Source organism: Brucella intermedia LMG 3301 (genome assembly GCF_000182645.1).
GTDB classification, from domain to species: Bacteria; Pseudomonadota; Alphaproteobacteria; order Rhizobiales; family Rhizobiaceae; genus Brucella; species Brucella intermedia.
This window is the reverse complement of the sequence record NZ_ACQA01000002.1, coordinates 1,682,873-1,707,418: the sequence shown is the minus strand read 5'-3', so window position 1 is coordinate 1,707,418 and position 24,546 is coordinate 1,682,873. Positions and strand designations below refer to the sequence as shown.

The window sequence follows — 24,546 nt, the reverse complement described above, 5'->3', positions numbered from 1 at the left end:
TCAACCCTCCGTTCGGCGTACATTGAGTGCGTCGCTGATAGCGGTTAGCAAAGTTTGCCCATCAAACGGCTTACGGAAAAACCCCGTCACACCCTGAGCACGTTCCTGATCGGCAATTTCATGACGGCCTGTGATCAGAAAAACTGGTAAATCGGGATGAATTTCCTGCACGATTTCTCTGAGCTCGAACCCATCGATATCGGGCATACCAACGTCGGTAATAATCAGATCCACGCCAGCAAGCCCCCGCGTCAACAAAGAGGCAGCTGACGAGTAACACCGGGCCGTATAGCCAGTCGCTTCCAGCAGATCCTCCATGGATTCCAGCAAGCGGGAATCGTCATCGACAACTGCGATCACGAGTCTGTCGTTGATCATCATTCGTCTCCTTTCGATCGCCGAGCATGGGTAATCGGGATCCTCAATTTGTCCGCAATGCGTACAAGATCAGCAAGCGAAGCGGCTGCCATTTTTTGCATGACATTTCTTCTGTGCAACTGCAGTGTGACTTCTCTTATACCAAGTTCGGCTGCTGCCTGCTTATTGAGGAGCCCACTGACAACGAGCGGCAGCACTTCACGCTCGCGGGCGGTGAGCTCGCGATAACGTTGTCTCAACTCAGTAATTTCCGATCGATTGGCACGTGTTTCACAATCCTGCGCTATCGCAGCACGGATCGCCGCCATGAGTTTCACGTCGCTGAAAGGCTTGGTCAGAAAATCGACTGCACCACCTTTCATGGCGCGAACGGAACTGGGAATGTCACCATGTCCCGTAATGAATACGATGGGAGGATGGTCTCCTGTCGAAATTTGCTTTTGCAGTTCCAAGCCGTTGATGTCGGGCAATTTCACGTCCAGTATGAGGCACGAGGAAACATCGGGCTTAGGCGCATTGACATAATCTGCCGCCGACCCAAATGCCATGGTGTGCATGCCGTAGGACTCCAGCAACTCCTCCAGGGCCTCCCGAATGCGCTCGTCATCGTCTACGATGAATACCAGTTGACCTTCGTTCATACGGCTACAGCTTTCATGACGACTGGAAGGGTAAAAACCAACGATGTCCCTTGTGGTTCATTTTTCTCTGCCCATAACCGACCGCCATGTGCCTCCACAATAGACCGGGAAATTGCCAGTCCCATGCCCATTCCCTGTTCTTTCGTTGTAATAAATGGTTCGAACATTCTTTCCGTGGGCGATATTCCCACACCCCTATCGCTGATTTTTGTCCGGACTACATCTTCGTCCCTAACCACTTCGATAGTCAAAAGACGATCCGAAACAGTCTCCATCGCTTCGACTGCATTCCGAATAAGATTAAGTATTACCTGCTGTATTTGAACCTTATCAGCCATCACAAACGGCAAGCCATCAGCCGCATCGACGACTGTGCGAATGCGCCAACGCGTCAATTCTTCCGCCATCAGATCGCGAACTTCGCTTATAATATCGCTCAGCATGATCTTCTTTTTCGCGACGAAAGATTGCTTGAACAATGCGCGGATGCGCCCCACGATTTCGGCAGCGGACGTCGCATCTCTTGTAATACGCTCCACTGTCTTGAGCGCCCTTTCGGTATTCGGCGGCTCAGCCATGAGCCAACGCTGGCAAGCGTGCGAATTGGCAACGATTGCGGCCAGAGGCTGATTCACTTCATGCGCAATCGAGGCCGAGAGCTCCGCAAGACTGGACGCCTGGCTCGCCCGAGCGAGTTTCTCAAGGGTCAGGCGCAATTCCTCCTGAGCTCGCACTTCGCGATCGATATCCAGACAGATAACGTTCCATTGAACGATATTACCGCTTCCGTCGCGCATCGCCTCCGCCCGTGTCTCGACCCATCGATACTGCCCATCGAAACGACGCAACCGGTGCCGGCGGGCGTAGGGCTCACCTGTCGCCAGACAATGGGCATATTGCTCCAGAACACCCTGCAGATCATCAGGATGCACGCCAGCATCGAGCGTTGTCCTGAGTTTTCTATTTTCCTCAAGCTGATCGAGACCGAAGCCGAGAAATTCGCACAAACGATCACTTCGATAGATCGGTTCACCGTTGGCGTCCGCGCAGTCGATCATCACGGGTAAGGCCTCGACAAGCCGCCAAAGGGAGCGCTCCCGCTCTTGCAATGCTTCCTCAGCCTTTTTTCGCTGAGTTATGTCGATAAATCCAACAAGGCTTTTATCAGCCACCGCGTCTGGTCGTGCGGTTGTGAAAAGGACATCGATTACGCTGCCGTCCAGGCGCATAACCTTTGTTTCTTCCTGAAAAACCTCTTCCCCACGGTAACGCGCTTCGATCGAACGACGGATCGTGTCCAATCCTGGCTGCCAATAACGCCCAGCGGAACCATACATTTCGCTTGGGCTGCTTGCGCCGAACATACCAAGAATATGGTCGTTGACCTCCTCAACTTCCAAAGCCTCGACAGCGCGCATAAGAAAATCCGGATGCTCGTCTATATAGTCCCGCAGTTCCTCAACACCTTGGGAACGCAACTCCTTGAAAAGGACAGCAAGTTTCTGCGCATCGATTTGAGTGAGCGCTATCGGCATGTACTGAAACAAATCCCGGTAACGACGCTCGCTTTGCTTCAGCGCATCTTCCGCTTTGACCTGATCATCAATATCGGTCGACAAGCCATACCATTGCACAATTCGTCCGTCGTTATCCCGCAGTGGGTCAGCTTGACCGGAAACCCAACGATAGACGCCATCAGCTCGGCGAACGCGATATCTCATTGAAAAGCGCTTGCCCGTATTGATGCTAAGACTCAGAGCTTGCGAAACGCCTTCAAGGTCATCAGGGTGGATGATCTTCTCGATGACGGCGGCTCGCCGCTTCGTCTGCGCCCCGCCCAGATCATCAATCCTTACGCCACAAAAATCAATCAAACGCTTGTTAAAGTAGTCGGGTTCGCCTTCTGCGTTGAGCCGCCAGATAAAGCTTGGCACCATATCGACCAGCATAGAAAGCTCGCGTTCCCGCTCGGACAGCGATTTCTGAGCAGCCACCAAATCATCAATATCAACGCAGACACCGTACCACTGGACGACCGTGCCCGTCTCGTCGCGCAAAGGCTCGGCCCGGGTTTCAGTCCACCGATAGCTGCCATCTGCTCGTATCTGCCGGTATCTCTGGAGATATGGCTCATTCGTCGCCAACGAATAGTCCATGGCGTCACGCGCCTTCTGAACGTCGTCGGGGTGAATCACACTGAAATTCAGGAAATTGTCGGGCGCTGAGATATCTTGCAGCCTCGCCCCTGTTACCTCGATGAAGCGCTTGTTTACATAAGTTGGCGTGCCTGTAGACGATGTACTCCAGACCATTGCGGGTACCGTGTCGATCAATTGCTGAAGGCTTTTCTCGCGTTCGCGTAGCGCAGTGACCGTCTTTTTATAAACATCATTGTCCAACGCAATTCCGTACCAACCAGCGATGCGACCACTATGATCACGCACCGCCCGGGCGGCAGTACGCGCCCAGACATATACGTCACTTGCCCGTCGAAAGCGGAACTCAACGTTAAAATCTTCTCCGGTTGCGAGACAATGAAGCCAACGCTTCGCAACGTCATGGTAGTCATCGGGGTGCAACAAACGTTTCCAGGCTGTGTGACCCTCGTCTACAGCCTCGTTGAGATAATCCAAACTCACGCCAAGCGAACTTTGCGCAAACGGATGGAGGAATATCCACCTTCCCGTTGCATCGAATGCCCAGCCGTTTCCAAAAATACTCTCGACCACCATGGCAGACCGCATCGGCTCTGCCTCATCATTGCCGGATGGGCCGGCGACGGACCGCGGAATAGAATCTCTCTCCGTGACGAGATTACCAATTTCCACACTAACACTATAGCCAGGTTCGGACCGGGTTTCGATCCAACGATAACTGCCATCCGGTTGGCGACGCCGATGCCGGGTAATTTGCGGTACGCCTGTCCAGAAAGCCCGTGCAGTTGCATGCGAGATCGAAAGCTGGTCATCGGGATGGGTGAGATCGAGCCGTTGGGCAGTGTCGGATTGCGTGACTCCGTCTAAACTAGCGTTCGTCGCATGGGTGAAACGTTCACCTGTGATCGACGGGACATAGGCATCTATGACAGTTCCATACCAGCCGACAATTCGAGACCCTTTATCGCGCACCGGCTCGCCCGCGCTGCGGCACCACCGATAAGCGCCGCTGGAACTCAAGACACGATGCTCGATGGCGTAGCGTTCGCCTGTCTCCAGGCTGCGAAGCCGAGTGGCGGCAAAATAAGCATAATCATCTGGATGAATGAGTTTTGACCAGCCACGCGTGCCAGCGCCAGCCGGTTCGTTGAACTGGTCCAGTGAAAATCCGACCAATGAAAGCATTGATTCAGTCATGTAGATTATTCCGCCGGCGCTGTCGGTTGCCCAAGCATTTCCGACCACGCGCTCCACAGTCCGTGCAGCTTCGATTGCCTGATTATGACCTGGTACATTCAATGTTGAAGCGAGCGTCATTTGCTGCAGCCTTCTCAGCTTTCATCCCGGTGGAGTCTAATCCCAACGCCGCCGGATGGCATGCTATGGAAACATATATATCTTCATTACTGCACCGCTTATTCTGTATGCAGCGTAAAAACCTTGTCATTTACCAGCTCACAGGCTGATCTGAGCGTAACCATTACCCCACGGACAAAAGGGGCCACAACGCCCCAGCCCTTTCTCCTGCACTGAATTACGGGGTACCGAGTCCTGCTCCCTAGCGCCGTTTACTCGCGGATATTCCCATTTTCGTCGCAGAACCAGTGCAAGAAGGTGCTCTTTCCTGAGCTCAATACTGTCCTCCGCTAGCCATCCCGATAGGGATATCCGTCCAACGGTATGATCGTCCGAGGAAGAGGGGACCTTTACCTTTCATATTGCGCCATGTCGCGTAAGTCTGACACTGGAGAACAACTATGAAAGCGACTATCCAAATTGCTGCTGCACTTCTTCTGGTAGGAGGTAGTGCCCAAGCCCAGAGTGACCATATCGGGTCGAACTGGCAATATCCATCAACAAAAACCGAAATCCGGGGTAAAACCCCCTCCAAGCCGGCGAATACAGGCCAGATAATATTACTTCGGAAGAAATCACCTGTAACACCACAGCCTATCAAGGAAGGGGGACGAACACTCTGGGGGAAATAGAAATAGTAAAAACTGCTTCCCCGACAGGAGGATCGGCTGTGCCGATCCTCCATTTCAACGACTTACTCGTATAAGTGATTATTAATATTTGAAACTATTTAGCTCCCGGCAGCCTCAGTAAAACCGTGGTTCCGGTCCCTGCCTCACTGAAAAGCTTCACGCTGCCACCTACGTCTTCAGCGAAGCGTTTAACAAGTGCAAGTCCAACGCCACCCAATCCCGACACTTTGGTCGTAAAAAATGGATCAAATGCGCGCCTGATTGTATCGGGTGACATTCCGATGCCACTGTCCGAGACCCGCACCTCCACGATCTGCTGCATATTGTGTTGTAGCACTGCATTCGCTTCAATTATGACTTCGCCGCCTTCAGGCATGGAATCCCGAGCATTCAGCGCAAGATTCAGGATGGCACTTTGAAGTTCCAGGCATAAGCATCTGACCGCTGGCAAACGCTCACTGAACCGAATATCAACCCTGTGTCCCGGTGCCCAGTTATCCCGAATGAGGTCTCCAATTTCGACGAGTGAGCGTTTAACGTCTATTGGTTCAACTGTGGTTTCGATACGGCCCGCCTGACGAATTGCGTTTCTCACGAGCACGCCCGCGCGATCCAGCGATACTCTGGCGCCATCTATCGCGGCACCGTGCACAGGGTGTCCATCCGCCTCGGCTTTTCGGGCGATTATGTTAAGCGCCGAAGCGGCAATTTGAATGAGGTTACCCAACTCGTGCGCAACGCCTGCTCTTTCAATGAGATCAGGTGATACGAATACATTTGAATTGGGGCCTCGAGATTTATATGCACTTCGATCGGGTTTTAGCTGCACCATAGTAATCTCCCTGCTCGTTAGGCCCGGCTGACCTGCCGGTGCCTGGGCGATGCTAGGAGCAAGGGTTGGCAAGATCGATTGGATGCAAGACGTAGCAGGTCCATACTCGTGTACAGGCTTAGCTCTCTTCGCAGCGTTTGGTTTCCCGATCCCGCAGAAGGGACAGTCATCCATTTCTTTCCAACCATTACTGGCTCAAAGTTCTTATATGCATGACCTGGGATGGAAGGTTGCCGGGAAGACGATGCCACCGCCCCGCCCTTGGGATAGGGTTTCCTGAACAATGATCTAAACGTTTCACTTCGTCAAAACGGTAGAAACATGGCCTACTGAGCACTCATAATTGCCATCCATCAACCTGACGGGAGGTTAAGTTATGGGATCCTGGGTACCATCGGTGCGGATCTATCCGCCCAGCCAGAATGAAACGATTGCCGCCAGCGCGAAACCGGATGAACATGAGGAAAAGAAGCTCTGTCCTCAAGCCTGCTCATCCTGCACAAGACTGCCTGAACATGCCGCCTGTGCAGCACGTTTGAAAGTCCAGTTCTGATGGGAATGTTCTCATTTAACCAAAATTTATAAGTGAAACCGGCGCTTTTCTTCGCGTTCAGACAACAGCGGCCACCAAAACCGGGGCGACGATCTGGCAGTATCTGTCGGAAAAACGCAACCCCTCCCTGCGTTGTCGCTCTCACAGCAGATCGCTGCGTAGTTTCTGCGCAGCGATCTGCTCGGCCCCCAGTGCGAATTATCTGGTTCGGAACAGTTTCCGGTATTTATCCCGCTACATCGCTGAAAACAATAATAACTCTTTCAGATATTACGTCCATGAGCAGTCTGTATTTGTTCAGTTGGAGCGTTTCTCGAAAGACATCTTTCGTCCGATCGCGTTCTCTGGTACTGAACACCGGACACACCAACAGGAGCGTGTCCGGCATTTACCCTGTTAGTAGTCCCAGAATACCGGAACCCAGCGATAGGCGTTACCTTCAAGCGCCACCCGACCAACGGATGGAAAGGGAAGATGGGTAGCCACGAGCTGCTCGCCAGTTTCCGCCAATTCCTTCAAGAGCCGTGCACGAACACGGGCGGCCTCTTCCGGATCATGTTCGAAACCATTGTACCAATCGGGATGATCAAATCCCACTGCGAAAATCGCATCACCGGCGAATGTCAGGCGATCTTCGCCTGATGCCAGCCGAACGACACTATGCCCCGGCGTATGTCCGCCGGTGCGATAGGCGACGACACCCGGGGCTACCTCGAACTGCTCGTCAAATGTTTGTAGATTATTGCGATATAGTTCAGCAAAACGTTTTGCCGTTGCTCTAAGCGCTTCTGGAAAGCCATCAGGCATATGTACGTGGGTAAAGTCGGGCGACTGCCAGAATTCCACCTCAGCAGCCGCCACGTGTATGCGAAGATCGGGGCGTAGCTTCTCTTTCACACCATCGACAAGAAGGCCGCCGATATGATCCATATGCATATGGGTAATCACGACATCGGTTACGGAAGCCAGATCGATACCGGCTGCGGCCAACCGTTTCACCAGCTGCCCCGCCCGGGGCAAGTTAAGATCGGGGTCGAGCCCCAATCCCGCATCGACGAGAATAGTCTGGTTGCCGCTACGCACCACCACTACATTCAAAGACCAGTCGAACGCATCCTTGGGCAGGAACATATCGTCCAACCATTCGGCCCGTGAAGCAGCGTCGGCATTATACCCCAACATCTCGGTAGGAAGCGGAAGAACACCATCGCTGACCACCAGTACATCGATATCGCCGATACGTACCGCATATCGCGATGGTACCAGTTCTTCCGGCCCAGATTTGCTTGTGCTTGTCTCGTGTTTCATAAGAAGTCTCCGTTTTGCGCCCTTTTGACGAGCGTGCCTATTTAGGAGCACTCCTATCTTCCATCGTTGGTCAGGACAAAACGATGCAGCCGCTTCTCGCAGGCACCCACCGTTAATTGATCGGGCAGACCGCTATTCGAGCACTGAACAATGACATGACCCCGTGCTCCAACAAGGATGATTGAGTGCGCATCAATCATCACCGCAAGAGGCTGTAGTAGACTATTATTCCGAGGTGTCCAATCGCGTATTGAAGGTCTATCATTGACGATACTGAAGTATAGATCGGTGTGTTGAGCTTTGAATCTGAGCACACGCTTGTCGCGCTTGAAGCATTGCTCGCGATGATCTCTTGCCTCAAAAAATAGGAAAGAAAGCGTCTACACATCCTGGAACTTATTCACCTCCTGGAAGCTGACCTCTCAAGCCATGCGATAAAGTTTCGCTGAAGCGCCTTTGCCCAAAAGATTTCACTCAGCTGTTAGAACCGTCCATTTGACGTTCGCACCGGCGTCTCGTTCTTTTTTCACAGATCAATTGTGCTGCAGCATTTACAGAGATGCAGCTGCCAAGAACTACGTGTACTAAAGTAACTGTAAACTGCGTTTCGAAGGCGAGCGCATAAGGCGTGACCACTATCCAGCAGCCGAGAACAAAGTTGATCCACTCGGCAAAGGTTCGATAGTGGCATATCGCCACGACGGAGCAACATACCACCACCGTGCCCACGGCACCCGCGTTCCAGGCAATGAACGGTCGCTCAGTATATGCAAACACACAATAGGTGACCGCCAGTCCCAGCAATAGACTCGTCCATTCCAACCATTTTTTTGGTACCTGCTCATCCATAGATCGACCCTCCAGACGTTCGAAATTTCCTTAGTTTGTGTTAATTGCAATCATGAGACGGGCCTGCTGCGCTTGCTATTTGTTCTTGGGTCTAAGGATGCGATACGAGCGTCGATATTCTCTCACCCGAAATTCAGGTTTCAGCTGGCCAGTCCCTCTACACCTCGTGGTCTTTTGAGAGTCGGTTTTCTTGGCCGCGATCCATCGATACCAGATGCATGCTGCTTCCAAGGGAGAGGCGCAGCTGATCATGAGGATAGGTCCTCTCTCCAACTAACTCTGTTAGCGTTTTGAAGTGAGCTATCAGTTCATGAAATCAACCGTCGCTTCAATTTACCTTTAGGAGTGTGAGATGACACAGCTATCAATGACGGCCACCCGCCGTTCAATCATGTCCGGCACCATCGCCCTTGCGGCTGCCGGCACCACACTGGGTTCAGCACCCGCCCAGGCCAGCAATCCCCTGAAAACTCGTTCCGGCGATAATCGTGTCGTTACAAAGGACGGCGTGGCTATCTTCTACAAGGATTGGGGCCCCAAGGATGCGCAACCCATCGTGTTTCACCATGGCTGGCCGTTGAGCGGAGATGACTGGGACAACCAGATGCTCTTCTTTCTGGGCAAAGGCTTCCGCGTGATAGCGCACGACCGCAGAGGTCACGGACGTTCTGCCCAAGTCAGCGATGGACACGACATGGATCATTACGCCGCTGACGTGTTTGCAGTCATCGAACATCTGGGAATTCATAATGCCATCCATATCGGCCACTCGACTGGCGGCGGAGAAGCGACCCGTTATACGGCGAAGTATGGAAAAGGCCGCGTTTCGAAGCTTGTACTGATCGGGGCCGTTCCGCCGATCATGGTGAAAACGCCGTCCAATCCTGGTGGTCTGCCAATCGAAGTATTCGATGGCTTTAGAAGTGCTTTGGCTGCAAATCGCTCGGAGTTCTACAGAGATCTGGCAAGCGGTCCATTCTATGGCTTCAATCGACCAGGAGCCAAGATCTCGGAACCGCTCATTCAGAATTGGTGGCGTCAGGGCATGGCAGGTGCCGCAAATGCTCATTATCTAGGTATCAAAGCGTTCTCGGAAACGGAGTTTACGGAAGACTTGAGGTCGATTTCCGTTCCGACGTTGGTTATGCATGGCGATGACGACCAGGTGGTCCCGATCGCCGACTCCGCTCCTCTTTCGGCCAAATTGCTGCAAAATGCGGAACTCAAAATCTACAAGGGATTTCCGCACGGTATGGCGACCGTTCAAGCGGACATTATCAATGCAGACTTATTGGAATTCATCAAAAAATAGAGTTCTGAACTGGCCTTGGTAGTCTTCGGCCACAGGAGAAATTTCTGGTTCACCGCTAATATTGATTTATGGCGGTGAACCGGTATTTATTCCGGTCCACCCCGACCATCCCAAATCATCAGCTTGGGTCTAATGATGCAATCGAATTGCTGCTGCTAAGCGCCATTGTTCACAATCGGCAGCGTAAAGATGAATGTGGCTCCATGGGGTTCGTTTTTTTTCACCCATAGATCACCACCGTGCGACGCTATGATTGATCTGCAGATTGCCAGCCCCATACCCATACCTTGGGCCTTCGTGGTGAAGAATGGCTCAAATATCTGCAGCGGCGATTCCACACCGCAACCCGTGTCACTGATCGCAGTCTCGACGACGTCGTCTTTTCGCGTTACGCTAATGCGAAGCAATCGATGTTGAGAGGTGGAACTGATCGCATCAATCCCGTTGCGCATGAAGTTGATAAGAGCCTGTTGAACCTGAATGCGATCCAGCATCAGCAAAGGAAGATTCTTTTCGGCTTCGAATTCAAACTTCACCCGGTTTTTCGATAATTCTTCCGCCAAAAGATCACGAGCGTCGTTGATCAACCGTGGCAAATCTGTCATTTGCCTGTTGTCGTTAGACTGGGCGAAAAGCGCGCGGATGCGGCTGATGATTTCGCGCGCAGAATTTCCGCTGCGAATAATGCGCTCCAAGGATTGTTGGGCCCGGGCGACATTCGGTGGCTCCAATGAAAGCCATCTCTGGCACGCTTCAGAACTGGATAACAAAGCTGTCAGGGGCTGCGATACCTCATGTGCGATCGAAGCCGATAATTCAGCAAGATTTGCCGTTTGGCTGGCATGAGCAAGCTCTTCATGGGCAAGCCTTAGTTCATCTTGTGCCAGCACCTGATCGTGAACGTCGAGCGAAACGGCATACCATTCGACGATGATTCCGCTCTTGTCGCGTATGGCTTCAGCCCGCGTATCCATCCAGCGATATGCCCCATCATAACGCCGCAAGCGGTATCTCAGTGCAACATTGTCGGCGGTTAGAAGTGCATGGCGCAGCGCTGTCTGGACCCTCTCTTTGTCGTCGGAATGAATGGATGCGGACATCGTCGTCAAAACGCTCTCCGAATGGTCCATATATTCATCACCAAGGTCGAAGTAGTCCAGTGTTGCTTTGCTAAAAAAGATCGGTCGACCGTTGCCGGAAAACCGCATAATGTGGATCGGAAGCATATTGACGAGCTGCGTCAATTCCTGCTCTCTGATGCGAAGGGCTGCCTCAGTTTCTTTGTAAACTGTAATATCGATAGACATCCCGTACCAGCCCGTGACGCGTCCATCGCTCCCGCGCGTTGGCCTCATGGCAACTCGATGCCAGCCATACTCGCCAGTCGAAAATCGTCTCAAACGATATTCATTGTTCCAATGTTCCCCTGTTTTGAGGCTGTGACGGAGCGACGTTGCGACACGCTCATACTCGTCAGGATGGAATATTCTTTTCCACCCGAGATCGCCTCCGTCGAGAAATTCCTGCTCCGTCAACTGTTCATTCATTTGCTCGAGGGTCTGCCCAATAGTGGTCTGAGCATTGGGCGTTGCATAGGTAAATCGTCCGGTCGTATCCATCGCCCAACCGGTCCCGAAAATTGTCTCGAACACGAGCGCAATTCGTGCTGCTTCGCCAGTTTCGCCAATCGACCCGGCTGCTGACCATGGCAAGTGCTGAGCCGAAACCTTCGCGGGTGTGTCGCCCGCAATAGTGTAACCCGGTTCCGCTCTGAATTCGGTCCATTGATAGCTACCGTCCGGTTGTAAACTGCGATACCTGATGATCTGCGGAAAGCCGCTCCAAAACGCTCTGGAGGTAGCCTGATGCGCAATGTCAAGGTCTTCCGGGTGAACCAGACCAAGATTCTTTTCTCTTGAAACTACGGAAATCTGCTCCTCAACAGCCTCTGAACTACCTTCCCAGGCAATAGCGAGCGCTACGCCGAGACCTGTAATAAGCAGAGCTGCCCATTGGGCAGCCGGATTCAGCGGATTGGTCGAACCTGAAAATGCTAGTAAGCATGCGACGATAGCTGCAACAGCAAATATTCCGGAAACAAACCAGACCAGGCGATGATTGCTGTTTCGCATCAAGATAAAAATCGGGAGGATAAACCCAGCAGGAACAGAAGTAACCCAATACAAAGCGCCGGCTGCAGCGCACGCTCCCAATGCACAGGCCAGATGGAAGGGGGAGAGATTGCGCTTCATTTCTTATTATCAGTCAACTTTTGCGATCTGGGATCTATCTGATCATAATACTGGGTTTATCATTTATTCTTCCCGGATGAAATATCAACTGGAAGCATATCTCCGTTTTCATTCTCGGCGCTCAAGAAGAATGTAAGTGAAAAGACACCGATAATAAGCACTAGCGAACCGAAGATCGGAGCGTCGGGGCTTTGCTGGTACAGCATCGTGCCAAGGACCGGGCCGATCGCTGAACCGAGACCACGGGCAGCCATGTTCAAGCCGCCTATCTTGCCCTGGTCCCCATCGCCACTGATGAGGCTTATCGCGCCCAGTATAGCGGGCGCCAGAAAGCCCACTGCGAAGCCTATCAGGCCCATTGCCAGGCACATCCCAACTAGGCTCTCAGCCTGCAGAAGAAACAAAAGACCGACAAAGATTCCCACGCTTCCCCAACGCAGCATCGCGGCGGGGCGCCACTTCAGCTGGATAGCAATAAACACCTGCGACAAGCAAACGGCGAAGACACCGATAGTCAGCACAAGCCCCGTCTGTGTTACCGCCATGGCGGCATCCATACCGTGCCGGTCCATTAATCGTACGGCAAAGATCGGCGGGACGGTCGTGTAGCAAGTAAAGCCGATCAGCGTCATGGCAAAATAACGCCACAGTTTCCGATATGGCAGGGTAAATGCGCGGCTGCTTGGCTCGTGGTGAAAGACCTCTTTTGAGGTGAACGCCGCAATAGCGGCGCAAGCCATTACTCCCAGCAGCGCAATTATTGCAAACCCTGATGCGACGCTGAATTGCCCGGTCAGCCACAGCAACAGGGAACCAAGCAACGTGCCGGAACTGATGGCTGCGCTCAGGATGCCCATCCCGCTAACCCGTCGGGACGAATGGGTGAGCTTGGCCATATATGCCTGTCCCGCCGGTATCAGTGCTGCGCCGAACACGGCTTGGGTTAAACGCGCTGCCGCCAAGGCGCCTCCGGCCACAAGTGGAAGAAGCGAAACCAGTTTTCCGGTGATGACCGCCATTGCCGCGGGCCCGATGGTGACCATCGATACGGCCAACAGCAGCAACCTGCGCCTGTCCCACACATCGGTGACAAAACCCCACACCGGTGCAGCGATAACGCCTATCAAAGCGCCGCTGCCAAGTATAAGTCCGACCTGAACCTCTCCCAAGCCCAGTTGGCGCCCAGTGACAGTGAGACCGCCAGTCATGAAACCATTGGCGGACGTGTAAACGATCACCCCAGCCAACACTGCGCACAGTTCGAGCAAGGAGCGCGATCGCTGGCCTTGTCCTACATCCACTTGGTTGAGCATCGCGTCCTCTGAACGTTGGATGAAGAATTAGCGAATATATGGCGGCTACACAGAGATCCACTGGTTTCTCGGTTTTCGCTTTATCTCAGCCACTATATCTGGAAGTTCCCGACAGGCACACTGTCCCTGGGAATAGGTTACAGAACACGTATTCAATGGGTGAAGATCGTGCGAATTGCCTTCAATACTGAGTGTGGATTATCATCGTTATTCTTCTCCGCCAAGGAGGATTGCCTGTTTGAACTTGTCTGCCGCGATAGTTTAGACGCGATCTCCCGCGCGACAGAAGGTTTTGATGCGAATATCCTTTCGATATGAGCCCGATCGACCTCGAAAACTGTTACAGACGTCAGAGCGCGTATACTGAAATCGATCCCATCATTTTCTTGCAATTCTAATCTTCCAAAGAAATCGCCCGGCGATAATCTCCACAGGTCTTCATCGTTTCGCAGTGCCTTAACGACGCCCGCGCAGATTATTATGACAGATGAAAGTTCTTGCCCCTGCTGGACGATCTTATCGCCCTCACGATAATGTTTGATTGCCCCGGCCCTAACCAATCTTTCCTTATCTTCTTCTGGGAGTTCTGCGAGGATCGGACTCTGCTTAACCGTTATATGCAGTCGGGCATCGATCGATTCCTCGTTCTCGACACTCGATGAGGCTTCATTGGCTACGATCACCGATGACGCTGGCGCAAATACCAACCCAGCAGCTTTGCAATGACGCATGATTAGATCAATTACCTCGTTACGTGCCTTGATAATGTTCGAAGGATCTTTGACCCTGAAGAAGAGATCGACATCGACTGCTGTAGCATCAACTCCTCTAAGAGCAACAGCCGGCTGAGGGTCTTTGATGATGAAATTGCATCCACAAAGCGCCGTATTCAGGACATCCTCAATAGTAGAGGGAAGCCGTGTGGGCTTGATCCTTAAATTCAACTGAAGAAGATGTGCTTCACTGGGTCGACTGAGATTTGTTAGCCCCAGTTTTGCCAGAGCACTGTTTGGCAAGACAACAACGTTATGGGAGACCGTAAGTATTTGTGTCGAGCGCCAGGTACTGGCAATAACGCGCCCCTCAACTCCGTCGCTAAGACGTATCCAGTCACCGAGTGTAAATGCACGTCCCAGCGTCAGTGCGATACCTGAAAATACATCGCCAAGCGTGTTTTGCAGTGCAAGCCCGAATGCTATCGCTATCACACCAGACGTGGCGATCAAAGTTCCCACCGGAACTCCAAATACGAATGCAAGCGAAGACAGACTAGCAAATGTATAGACGGCTCCGACAACGATGTCCTGAAGGAGTCGAGCCTCACGTGGCCTCCCCTCAAGGACAAGAAAAATACGAACAAATCCAATCACAGCCCAAGATAGATGAAGCCACCAAAGAATTTGAGCGAATGCTATCAGTATTGTACTGGCACTATTAAAGCCCACATCTTCTGCTCGGCTCAGCGGAACATCTCCAATTATGATGACAGACGTCATCGCAGCAAAGAACGCGATTTGCACAACCAAACGCAGATTTGAGCGCCTCGGTCCGATGAGCTTCCAGACAATCATTCCAACAATGCCGATAACTGCCAGCCATAACAGCGGAGCAGTTACGAATTCACCCCAACTTAGGCGCATCGACGTATTATCCTGTAAATTCGGCTTTGTTCGACAAGCGAACCACGCCCCCGGGAAAAAGCTCGAGCGTCACCTCAGTAGCCAATTCCGGCTATGTAGTCGGTAAGCATATGTTCCTGGATCCGCTCCTGCTCGAAGAGAACCTTGAGCGCGTCACGAATATCAAGAACCCCCAATGGTTTCGCCTCGGCCCCGATAACCGGCATGTTCTGCAGCCGGTTATTGACCATGACCTGCCAAGCGGCTTGCAAGTCATCAGCAGGATCGCACGCAATTATGTTGCGGCTCATCAATGTTCCGACGGTCGCGGGACGGTTGCGATCAGAGATATGCCGTATAAGGTCTGTTTTAGTTAAAACCCCTGTTGCAGTACCTGCGTTGTTGCTCACGATGAGCAATCCGATGCCGGGGTGAGACAACGCAATGGCCGCACTTTCCAACGTCGCGTCGATGTCAACCACGCTGAGCCGCGCTAACGTAATAGGAGAAATTTGCTCAATTCTCACGACGGCCTCTTTCCTTAATTACGATATTCTGGAGACAGGCCTAAAAGAACCGCACTCCCTGAAACTGCGCGGTTCATTAATCGGCCTGACGTCCACAAACAGGCGGGCACCCCGCCCGATTGACGTGTGATGCTGCTATAAGCGATCACTCCTCATAGGTAGTCAGCTCGGTCTCGTTTGTATCTACGACGAAGACTGCAAGGAGCCGGGCGGGCTCCGTCTTGCTTGCATTTTCGCTTACCGCGTGATGATCGCCCGGAAATTCTGAAAAATTATCTCCTGCATGGTACACCACTACAGGGCCGCCATTAACCTGGCTGGTGATCGCTCCCTCCAATACGGTCGCGTAAATAAACGCCGACTTTGCATGGGTATGAGCGGGCGAACTACCCCCTGGCGCGTATTCCACGAGTATGCCTTTGATACTTTTACCCGGAACGTTTGGAAGAGGCTGGTCGTAGACGACTGTTACCTTATCATCCTTGCTATCATGTGCGAATACCGCGACCGCCGAAGCGAATAAGAACGCCGCCGCGTATGGAAAAATCTTGACCATAATCAATCTCCCGATCAGGTACTTGTTGTTCATAATATGCAGTGGAAATCCGGAACCTTTATCGCTTCCGGGGCGCATTTGTTTTGATCCACTCATCAAAACGGATGTTGCCCAAGCGGGCGCTGCCATCTGGAACCAGCGTATGATCATCGATTGCAACGTCGAAATAGCGGGCGTTTGGATCGGCAATGACCGTTCTTTTATCGCCTGTAGCGCTGAAATAGCGCTCTACGAATTTGTACATCGGACCGCGATCAGGGCCTGCGATTTGAACGATGCCATTCGATGGTACCGAAAGGGCCGCATCGGCCATCACATCAGCTACATCGTCGGCCGCAATCGGTTGGAAAGCGCCGGTTGGCAGCTTGACCATGTTTCCTGTTGCCGCTGACTCTGCAATTGCATCGACAAATTCGAAGAACTGTGTAGCCCGCACGATCGTATAGGGGATACCCGATGCGCGAATATACTCTTCCTGGCGCGACTTGGCCCGAAAGTACCCCATCGTCTGCATGCGTTCAGTTCCCACTACCGACAATGCTACGTGATGACGGACGTGAAACCGTTTCTCGGCAGCGAATAGATTGCGACCAACTGCTTCGAAGAAATCCATAGCTGCTTTCTCTTCGAAGGATGGGGAATTTGCCAGATCAACGACCACCTCTGCACCCAAGAGGGCCGTGTCGAGCCCCTCTCCCGTGACTGCATTGACGCCGGAATTCGGTGATGCTGCCACTGCTTCATGGCCCTTTGCTTCGAGCCGTTCGACGGTTTTGGAACCAATCAAACCGGTGCCTCCAATGACGAAGATCTTCATACATCTCTCCCGCGTCTAAATGTTAATGATTAAATCCACCGTTGATCGGTATGAAAGATAGTATGCTTCCGAAAGCAGAAAAATGGATGCAAAGGCAGAGGCATAGTCTTGGCTTTAAAACGGATTTATAAGCCAATATCCTCATTGATCCCAACAAATACTATGATGTTTATCTGCACTTTTACACTTCTATACCAACATTCAATCGGTCCCAGAGGAAATCCACATTCATCTGCTGGCAATAACTATGAATTACATCGAAGCGGCAGCCAATTAGACTTAGGATGCGGTGCATTAGTTCCAAGGTACAGGTGATATGGATCGGGGGCCGCGTTATGTCCGTTCGGCGCTCTATATTTTAAGACGCGACCACCACACGGTTACGCCAAGTTAGCCCAGCCCAAAATATGCTTTCGTTTACTGAAAAGGCGAAGGTGGCAGCGCAATAAGAAGAGCCGTGATCGTCGTCGATCCTATTCGTGTGGCTACATTCTTCATACCCCTGTGTAGCTGATTTTGATGTTCACGCTGAACTAGCTTCGTTCTTGCGGCTTAACAAAAGCCACTCAGCGCGGCGTGTCGAACCAGTCCTCCGCGAAAAATCAAAGCAACGGAGACCGTTATGAATTTCACATTTCACCAAAAGGCTACCAGCGCACGCGATGAGCGGGTGCCTTCTCGCTATGCTATCGAAATTGGCGATATTGACGTCATGATTATCAGCGATGGTGTGGTAACACCCCCTGCCGAGTCCATGGCCACAAACGCGGATAGACCAACATTCAATGCCTGGCTGGATGAGCGTTTTCTGTCCCACGACGCATTCGACTGGGCACTGAACGCCGTAGTCGTGAAAAGCGGCAGCCAGACAATTTTGATCGACAGCGGGCTAGGTGAAGAATATCCGGATTTTTCTCGCGCCGGTCAGTTTGTGTCGCGACTGGAGGCCGCCGGAATCGACCTATCCTCTGTAACCGATGTTGTCCTCACCCACATGCATTTTGATCATGTGGGCGGCCTCCTGATCCCTGGGGTAAAGGAAAAGCTGAATCCAAAAATGCGCGTTCACCTGTCAAAAGCGGAGGCACTGTTCTGGCAGGATCCAGACTTCTCGCGGACAGCTATGCCACCAGCACTTGCAGATCTCGCCCGGAAAGCTTCGAAAAATTTTTTGGAGGCCTATTCCGACCATCTGCAAACCTTTGAAGAGACTAGTCGTATAGCGCCTGGGGTTACGACTGAGCGCACCGGCGGCCACACGCCTGGTCATAGCGTAGTTCGCGTATCGTCAGGTTCCGATCATCTAATGTTCGGTGGGGATGCGATATTCCCAGTCTCTTTCGATCACCCTGAATGGCACAATGGCTTTGAGCACGATCCAGAAGAGGCAACCCGCGTGCGTCTTAGACTTATGAAGGAATTGGCTGAAACAGGTTCCTGGCTGATTTCCACCCATATGCCCTTTCCCTCGGTGGGCCGCGTAGCTGGTTCAGATGAACGTTATCGTTGGGTGCCAGCTCTTTGGGATTACTAATTCCGAAATCATCTCGCTCCTCAGATCACATCTAGCGCGACCCAGCATCCCAACGTTCCTGCCGCCGCTGTGAATTCAACGGAGAACTTCAATTGTTAACTTGAGGGCGGCGAGTTTTGCGGCCCTCAAGGCACATTTCCAGTACAAGAAAGCATACTTAAAATTTATAAATTACTGGATAGAAGCCTGCAGATTCGCGACCGGAACGGGGCAGGTCAGAAGGAGCAAGCCCGGTCCGGACAAAGAATGTGCTGAATTGGGCATAATTCGCTGTCGGCACAACCTCCTGATTGCCAGTCAAGAGCCCATGCTTTTTCAATTCCGAGGTCCGGAATAAGGCCCGAAGCGGCCATTCGGCTTGTTTGCTGTGAATTGGAATAGCTGCCGTCAGGATCTAACGCCGCCAGCCCCCGCCTGTTTTACCTGCGACAGCTCTGATACAGGCAAGCACCATATCTTGCGCCCGTTTCCTGGGCGTTTATTCGCGGTCGATTCGTTATGAGGTTTTGGCAAAAACTTTTAACGCTGCTAACGGTAAGATTGGCTATAAGGTTTTTGGCAGGAAGATATAACGACATAGTTCAACTCGCCGCCGGTACGACCAACTCATTCAAAAAGGCCAAGACCGACATCAGTTATAGAACGATGTTCGCGGAGTTGGCGCAGCGGACAATGGATGCACAATTCGTAGCAGACAAAGATCGCGATTATTGGTATTTCGATCTCCTCACCCCCGAGGGCAAAGACCAAACGTCGGCCCCGCAAGCGACGAAGCCGTCACTAAGCGGGTAAGAGCCCACAAAGAGATCAAGGACAACATCCGAGAGGGTAGATTGTTGTAAAGCCTTTATAGATCATGAAATTCCGGTAGACCTTCCCAGAAGCTTTAAGGGCGTTACGATTGCCTTCAGCCCATTTAGCGCAAAAAGCGTTCCACGATAATTGTGATAAGATGGAAGGTAGTCTTATTGATCAATTCCATTTCCGTTCCGTCATTGCACAATTGCTGTCACGCAGAAGCTTCGCTTGGACACGGGATTCCGCCAGGAGCTTGTTGCGTGGTTACGGCGAACGCCATCCGTTACTAGTTCATTCAATACCTCGAGTGTTAACAGTGCGTCATTCGAGCTTAAACTTGCGCCTTCCCGGCAATTGAGACTGCAGCCGCAAATGATCTGGAATCGACTTGTGGTTTTCTGTCTAGAGTCAGAAAGCTGATTTCAACCTCACGCCGATAGCGTGATTGTGTTCTGAACTGCTGGTAATGTGGCGATAGTCCACACCAAGAGACCAGCCATTCTCAAAGCTTGTATCGAGACCTAGACCCAATGTCAGCCGATCACTGTCCGAGCCGTCGATCTCGATGATGCTGGGAAGTCTTCCGATGTCAGAATATCCGGCGTTGATATGGGACCTTCCGTCGAAATCCCGAGTGTACTCGATCCTGGCTGAGGGTTTCATCCTTCCGAAGTCTGAATCGATTTCGTACTCAATACGACCACCGATCACACCTGCAAAGCTGGAAACGGTTTGCTCGCCGTAACTGACGGAATATGGCCCGCCCCGCTCGGCAAACGCTTCGAGTTTTGCATGTGCACATTCCAGTCTGACATATGGTGAAACGAGGAACTTGTGCTGTCGGTATTCATACCCAGCCGTGATCGAACCGAACAGCTGGCTACCCTTGCGGTCACCGAGGGCATAGTCGCCCATAGGTGTCACAAATCTTCTACTGGAGAAATCCAGCCACGAGTATCCAACAAGGCCGTCAAAGAAGGTGCCATTTGCAGGATGATACGAGCCATATATCGCTGCAGAAATGGCCTTTGCTTCGCTTTCAGAACCTTGGGCACCGACATCGGATTTGTCACGTCCGTAACCGATGCCAATGCCTGCAACGAAGGATTTCGAAAAACGATAATCAACCCCGCCCGAAACGCCTGCAGTTGTCGAGGAGATAGCGGTATCGTCGGAATTGAAGTCCCCGAAATTCACATATCCACCGGACCAGAAAGCGGTCTTATTACCGGTAGCGATAGGGATGCGTTTTTCTACGAAATTATTGGGCGACATTCCAGATTTATGTTTGTCGACTTGATAGAACGGGTCGGCTTCCTCCTGTTTGTCGTTTTTCTCTGATGCAAAACCCAGTCGGATGCCACCAAGATCGTTTAGTCTCGCCCCCTCGCCTTCGCTGTGCAGCTTTTCCATACGGCTCGCGAAATTGCTAATCTGATCGCGGGCCATTCGTCGCGTCGATTGAACCTGCGCTGACAGAACACCGATCACTTCCTGATCCCTGGCTATGTCGGGTCGTTCGGCCACCAGGAAGGTGATCGTTCTGATTTCCGACGTGCCGAAAGCGTTCGACAGGCTGAATTTTACTGTTGCCGGACCACTGAATCCCGCCTCCGGAATGAACGTAACGATGGTATCCGAAGCTGTTGCGCTACCGCGATCAGGACCTGTGACGATAGCAGCTGATGTAAATGGACCGCCTTTGGCTCCTTCCGAGACGTCAACGGTTCCTGTCTTTCCGTGTTCAAGCATGACGGTGTGATCGACGGCTTCCGGTACTGGAGGGGAAGCGATCTCGACAGCGACCGTGGCGACGCTTTCGCCGCCGGGGCCCATGGCACGATAAGACAACGCGTCAAAACCATATGCGTCTTGAGGCGCGACGTATGTGAGCTGCGATCCATTGATCGTCGCCGATCCCTTGGCAGGAGCCTTTGCAATCTCAATGGTCTCGAAGTGACCAGTTACGTAGTTACCAAGATCGACAGATACAGTCCCTCCAGAGGCTACCGATAACTGTGCACCGGTTGCTTTTGGGGCATCAGGTTTGCTGATTGTCACGCGGATCATCGCTGGCGAAGAATCTCTTCCTGCGTTCGAAGCAATGAAGGTGAAGTTATCCGCACCGAATACCCCAGCGTTCGGGGTATAGATGGCTTTCGATCCTTCAAGGCGCACCACACCTTTAACTGGATGGCGATCAATTCTAATTGCATCGAACCGACCAGAAACAAGCGTTGCGAGGTCGAAATCGGTCGGACCTCCGTCATAATCAACGAGCACATTGCCGTTGCCTGCTTGCGGCGCATCCGATTCATCGACGACCAGTTCAAATGCTTGTTCCACAGCTTCCGCGTCGGTCGTGTTGTCTCTGACGGCGATCTTGAACACAAACGTCCCCGCTGTTACGGGTTCGCCAGTAATCCTGAGATTGTGCGGATCGAACAACAATCCATCTGGCAGATGGCCAATCAAACTGTAGCTGTAAGGGGCATTGCCACCTGTTGCGGGTGAAATCGCGGCCTCATAGTAAACGCCAGCTTTTGCCTTTGGCAGTTTCGTCGGCGGGAAAACGATGTCCGGTTGGCCGACCTGGACGTCGTAGCCGACGAAGACGGTTTCATCGTTCGCATCAAGAGCAGTGATGGTGAAAATATAGCGTCCTGATGCTGTTGGCACGCCTTCCAGTCTATCCCCATTCAGAGAAAGGCCAGAAGGAAGCTTGCCTGACGCTGTGTATCGGTAAGGAGCAACACCGCCAGTTGCCACGAATCTTTGTTGAAATCGAACACCCGGAACAAGTGAGGATAGCTGTGCTGGAGTTAACTCCATCGCTGAATTGTCGATAACCAACGTAAAGTTGGCGGTCGCCGTCGTTCCGACCTCGTCTTCTGCTGTCAGAGCGAGCGTAAAACTCCCGGAGACATTCGGCACGCCGATGAGTTTTAAAGTAGTCAGATCGAGTGCAATTCCGCGTGGCAAATCACCGCGAAAATCGTATGAGATCGTGCCGATACCGCCAGTGGCAGGAGGTATCTGGCCATCATAGGGCTGGCCGTATTTTCCCGACGTCAGGGTCGTCGACGAGAAGTTTATGGGCTTGCGTGCCACACGGGCCGAGAAAGATCCACGACCTTCATATCCATTGGCGTCGACGGCAATGACTTCAAAATCGAAGTTTCCCTCGGCCGCCGGTTTACCGACGAGTGTATCGCCTTGAAGTGCCAATCCCGCAGGAACTGAGCCCAGAAGCCTGAACGTATATGGCGCTCTTCCTCCTGATGCTGCGAACCCATGGGATACGTCATCGCCGACGTATAATGCGGGTATCGCGGTCGCTGTTACAGCGATATTGGGGGGCGCGATTTCAAATTCGAAACTGGCTGGCGCGGATTCCCGTCCCCATTGATCTATTGCGATGGCTTGAAAACTGTCTAACCCAGATTCATGTGCCATGTACGATACCGCTCCCGAGCTGGTATTCATGCTTAACACCCCTTTTCCCGGGGTGCTTTTCAAGGCAAAGCGGATAGTTGACGGATCGCTTACGCCAATCAGGTGATCGCGCAGCTGAATCGTAATGGGCAGATTGTAAATGGCGCGGTATTTCGCGCCTTCCAAGGCAGGCGACGGCGGTTTGGCGACATTGAAGGTCAGCAACGCGGGGGCAGACTGAATTCCAAAGTGGGATGCCGTGATGTAGACCCTGTCTTGCCCGGAAACATCGCTTCGCGGGGTGTATGTCAACTTTCCAAAAGGATTGATCGAAATCGAGCCAAGAGACGGCCCGATGATCATTCTGAAGTCCAACTGCCCCAAGTAATTCGAAGCAAGGGTGTTAAGATCAACGCTCAGGCTTTCGTTGAAAGCCAAATCAAAGGTGCTGCTTTTCAGGACCGGTGGTGCTGGCGGTGTGACCGTAATCGAGATCGTTCCCTCACCCGATTGACCACTTGAGCTGATTGCTTTGAAACGAAAAGAGTCGGTGCCATGAAAATCGTAATTCGGCGAATATGAGAAAATGCCGCCGGTGAGCAACGTAAGGTTACCGTTGACCGGTTGCTCAATGATTTGAAAGTCGGACACATCGCCATCTACGAATGCCGTGAGATGTCGTTCGAGGTACGACCGAAATCCCACCGTCATTTTGCCATCGCGGACAACAAAATCGTCGTCCGCAGGTTGAACAGTGAAACTCAGACGTTGCGCGCCAACTGCGTCAGTGGCCAAATCCCGAACGTTCGTAACCAGACTGAATGTACCGGATTCTTCTGGTACCCCGTTGAACGAACCGTCATCAAATCTTAGGACGCCTTTAGGGAAGGTTCCGCCCACGCGCTCAAAAAAGAAATATGAGCCGCTCCCACCGCTAACGCTCAATCGAGCATTGTACGGTTGCCCGACTTTACCGTCGGGAAGTCGGGCTGGTGTAATCGTCAGAGGGGAAGGCTCTACGTTAACAGTCACCGTGGCTTCCAGGGATTCAGCACCGTTATTCAATGCGGTGAATGTGAACTGGTCGGATACTCCCGCATGCTCAAAACCGGAATTATAGAAGAGTGCATTGCGTTCAAAACGTACCGTTCCGAACTTCGGATGTGTCTTGATTTTAATGTCATCCCAGATACCGCGCACCATCCAGTCTGGCGCAATCGGCAAAGTCGTTGCGAACTTTGCTGAAAAGGTTCCGTTGATAACCGTCGGAGCTATCGGTTCCCCGATAACGAGATTGAAGTATGAGACACTCGGGGCGTAGGTCACGTCTTCACGGAACTGAACCTCGAACAGAACCGGTATCGGCGAATCGTGGGCAGTCCAGTTTATCTTTTCGTATCCATTCTGGATCGGCTTCCACGGACCGACAAGTCCTCCACGTATGACGCGATACTCCCCGTTCGGTCTGCTCTGGTCCTCGGCCGTGACCGTTATGGTGATCTCGAATATTTCACCGGGATCGACAACTCTTTTCGACGGCACGGCGAGAGTTGTCGTTTTGATCAACGCGGCATTGGCATGCGATATCGAAACCGCCATCAACAAGGTTGCGACTGCCAAACAGAGTGCAGCCAGGCAGCTCCTTTTGATTTTCACTACGAACATGTTTCCCCAAGCC

General features: G+C 52.2%; 16 protein-coding genes and 1 pseudogene. 4 read left to right on the top strand and 13 right to left on the bottom strand.

What is annotated here, in order from left to right; translation table 11 throughout:
• The 4 genes from OINT_RS20375 to OINT_RS20360 form a co-directional block, all read right to left on the bottom strand.
• Entirely contained in the window at nucleotides 1-378 is a 378-nt protein-coding gene (locus OINT_RS20375; protein WP_006471454.1) for a response regulator, read from the bottom strand.
• Nucleotides 378-1,019: a response regulator transcription factor gene (locus OINT_RS20370; RefSeq protein WP_006469813.1), complete on the bottom strand. Its 642-nt coding sequence runs from the start codon at nucleotides 1,017-1,019 to the stop codon at nucleotides 378-380. Before OINT_RS20370 ends, OINT_RS20375 begins: the two co-directional genes overlap by 1 nt.
• Nucleotides 1,016-4,492: a PAS domain-containing protein gene (locus OINT_RS20365; RefSeq protein WP_006469812.1), complete on the bottom strand. Its 3,477-nt coding sequence runs from the start codon at nucleotides 4,490-4,492 to the stop codon at nucleotides 1,016-1,018. Before OINT_RS20365 ends, OINT_RS20370 begins: the two co-directional genes overlap by 4 nt.
• Before the next feature lie 765 nt (nucleotides 4,493-5,257).
• Entirely contained in the window at nucleotides 5,258-5,995 is a 738-nt protein-coding gene (locus OINT_RS20360; RefSeq protein WP_172491082.1) for a sensor histidine kinase, read from the bottom strand.
• A gap of 376 nt (nucleotides 5,996-6,371) precedes the next feature.
• On the opposite strand from OINT_RS20360, the gene OINT_RS23945 reads away from it, so the two are divergent.
• On the top strand, nucleotides 6,372-6,548 hold the full coding sequence (locus OINT_RS23945; protein WP_006469810.1) for a hypothetical protein: 177 nt from the start codon (nucleotides 6,372-6,374) through the stop codon (nucleotides 6,546-6,548).
• Nucleotides 6,549-6,944: 396 nt separating this feature from the next.
• Here the strand turns inward: OINT_RS23945 and OINT_RS20355 are convergent, their stop codons facing one another.
• Both OINT_RS20355 and OINT_RS23215 read right to left on the bottom strand, forming a co-directional pair.
• Nucleotides 6,945-7,856, bottom strand: coding sequence for an MBL fold metallo-hydrolase (locus OINT_RS20355; protein ID WP_006471180.1), 912 nt, complete (start codon nucleotides 7,854-7,856; stop codon nucleotides 6,945-6,947).
• Nucleotides 7,857-8,330: 474 nt separating this feature from the next.
• Nucleotides 8,331-8,705, bottom strand: coding sequence for an SPW repeat protein (locus tag OINT_RS23215; RefSeq protein WP_006471179.1), 375 nt, complete (start codon nucleotides 8,703-8,705; stop codon nucleotides 8,331-8,333).
• A 352-nt stretch (nucleotides 8,706-9,057) separates the two neighbouring features.
• Between OINT_RS23215 and OINT_RS20350 the strand changes: the two genes are divergently transcribed.
• Nucleotides 9,058-10,017, top strand: coding sequence for an alpha/beta fold hydrolase (locus OINT_RS20350; protein WP_006469807.1), 960 nt, complete (start codon nucleotides 9,058-9,060; stop codon nucleotides 10,015-10,017).
• Between the two features lie 155 nt (nucleotides 10,018-10,172).
• Here the strand turns inward: OINT_RS20350 and OINT_RS20345 are convergent, their stop codons facing one another.
• The 6 genes from OINT_RS20345 to OINT_RS20320 form a co-directional block, all read right to left on the bottom strand.
• Nucleotides 10,173-12,269 carry a PAS domain-containing sensor histidine kinase gene (locus OINT_RS20345; RefSeq protein ID WP_006469806.1) on the bottom strand — a complete coding sequence of 699 codons (2,097 nt, stop codon included), beginning with the start codon at nucleotides 12,267-12,269 and terminating at the stop codon, nucleotides 10,173-10,175.
• Nucleotides 12,270-12,328: 59 nt separating this feature from the next.
• Complete coding sequence (locus OINT_RS20340) at nucleotides 12,329-13,582, bottom strand: MFS transporter (protein WP_006469805.1); 1,254 nt, start codon at nucleotides 13,580-13,582, stop codon at nucleotides 12,329-12,331.
• Nucleotides 13,583-13,734: 152 nt separating this feature from the next.
• Entirely contained in the window at nucleotides 13,735-15,222 is a 1,488-nt protein-coding gene (locus tag OINT_RS20335; protein ID WP_006469804.1) for a mechanosensitive ion channel family protein, read from the bottom strand.
• A gap of 74 nt (nucleotides 15,223-15,296) precedes the next feature.
• The gene (locus OINT_RS20330; protein ID WP_006469803.1) at nucleotides 15,297-15,728 is read right to left on the bottom strand and encodes a CBS domain-containing protein; all 432 of its coding nucleotides are present in this window, start codon (nucleotides 15,726-15,728) and stop codon (nucleotides 15,297-15,299) included.
• A 145-nt stretch (nucleotides 15,729-15,873) separates the two neighbouring features.
• Nucleotides 15,874-16,284, bottom strand: a complete 411-nt coding sequence (locus OINT_RS20325) for a cupin domain-containing protein (protein WP_036564925.1) — start codon at nucleotides 16,282-16,284, stop codon at nucleotides 15,874-15,876.
• Between the two features lie 58 nt (nucleotides 16,285-16,342).
• Nucleotides 16,343-17,101, bottom strand: coding sequence for an SDR family oxidoreductase (locus OINT_RS20320; protein ID WP_006469801.1), 759 nt, complete (start codon nucleotides 17,099-17,101; stop codon nucleotides 16,343-16,345).
• Nucleotides 17,102-17,723: 622 nt separating this feature from the next.
• Between OINT_RS20320 and OINT_RS20315 the strand changes: the two genes are divergently transcribed.
• The gene (locus OINT_RS20315) at nucleotides 17,724-18,635 is read left to right on the top strand and encodes an MBL fold metallo-hydrolase (RefSeq protein WP_006469800.1); all 912 of its coding nucleotides are present in this window, start codon (nucleotides 17,724-17,726) and stop codon (nucleotides 18,633-18,635) included.
• Between the two features lie 645 nt (nucleotides 18,636-19,280).
• A pseudogene (locus OINT_RS24210) lies at nucleotides 19,281-19,468 on the top strand (nucleotidyltransferase family protein); the annotation flags it as partial.
• 373 nt (nucleotides 19,469-19,841) lie between these two features.
• On the opposite strand, the gene OINT_RS20300 reads toward OINT_RS24210, so the two are convergent.
• Nucleotides 19,842-24,533 carry an autotransporter domain-containing protein gene (locus OINT_RS20300; RefSeq protein ID WP_006469798.1) on the bottom strand — a complete coding sequence of 1,564 codons (4,692 nt, stop codon included), beginning with the start codon at nucleotides 24,531-24,533 and terminating at the stop codon, nucleotides 19,842-19,844.
• Between the last annotated feature and the right edge of the window lie 13 nt (nucleotides 24,534-24,546).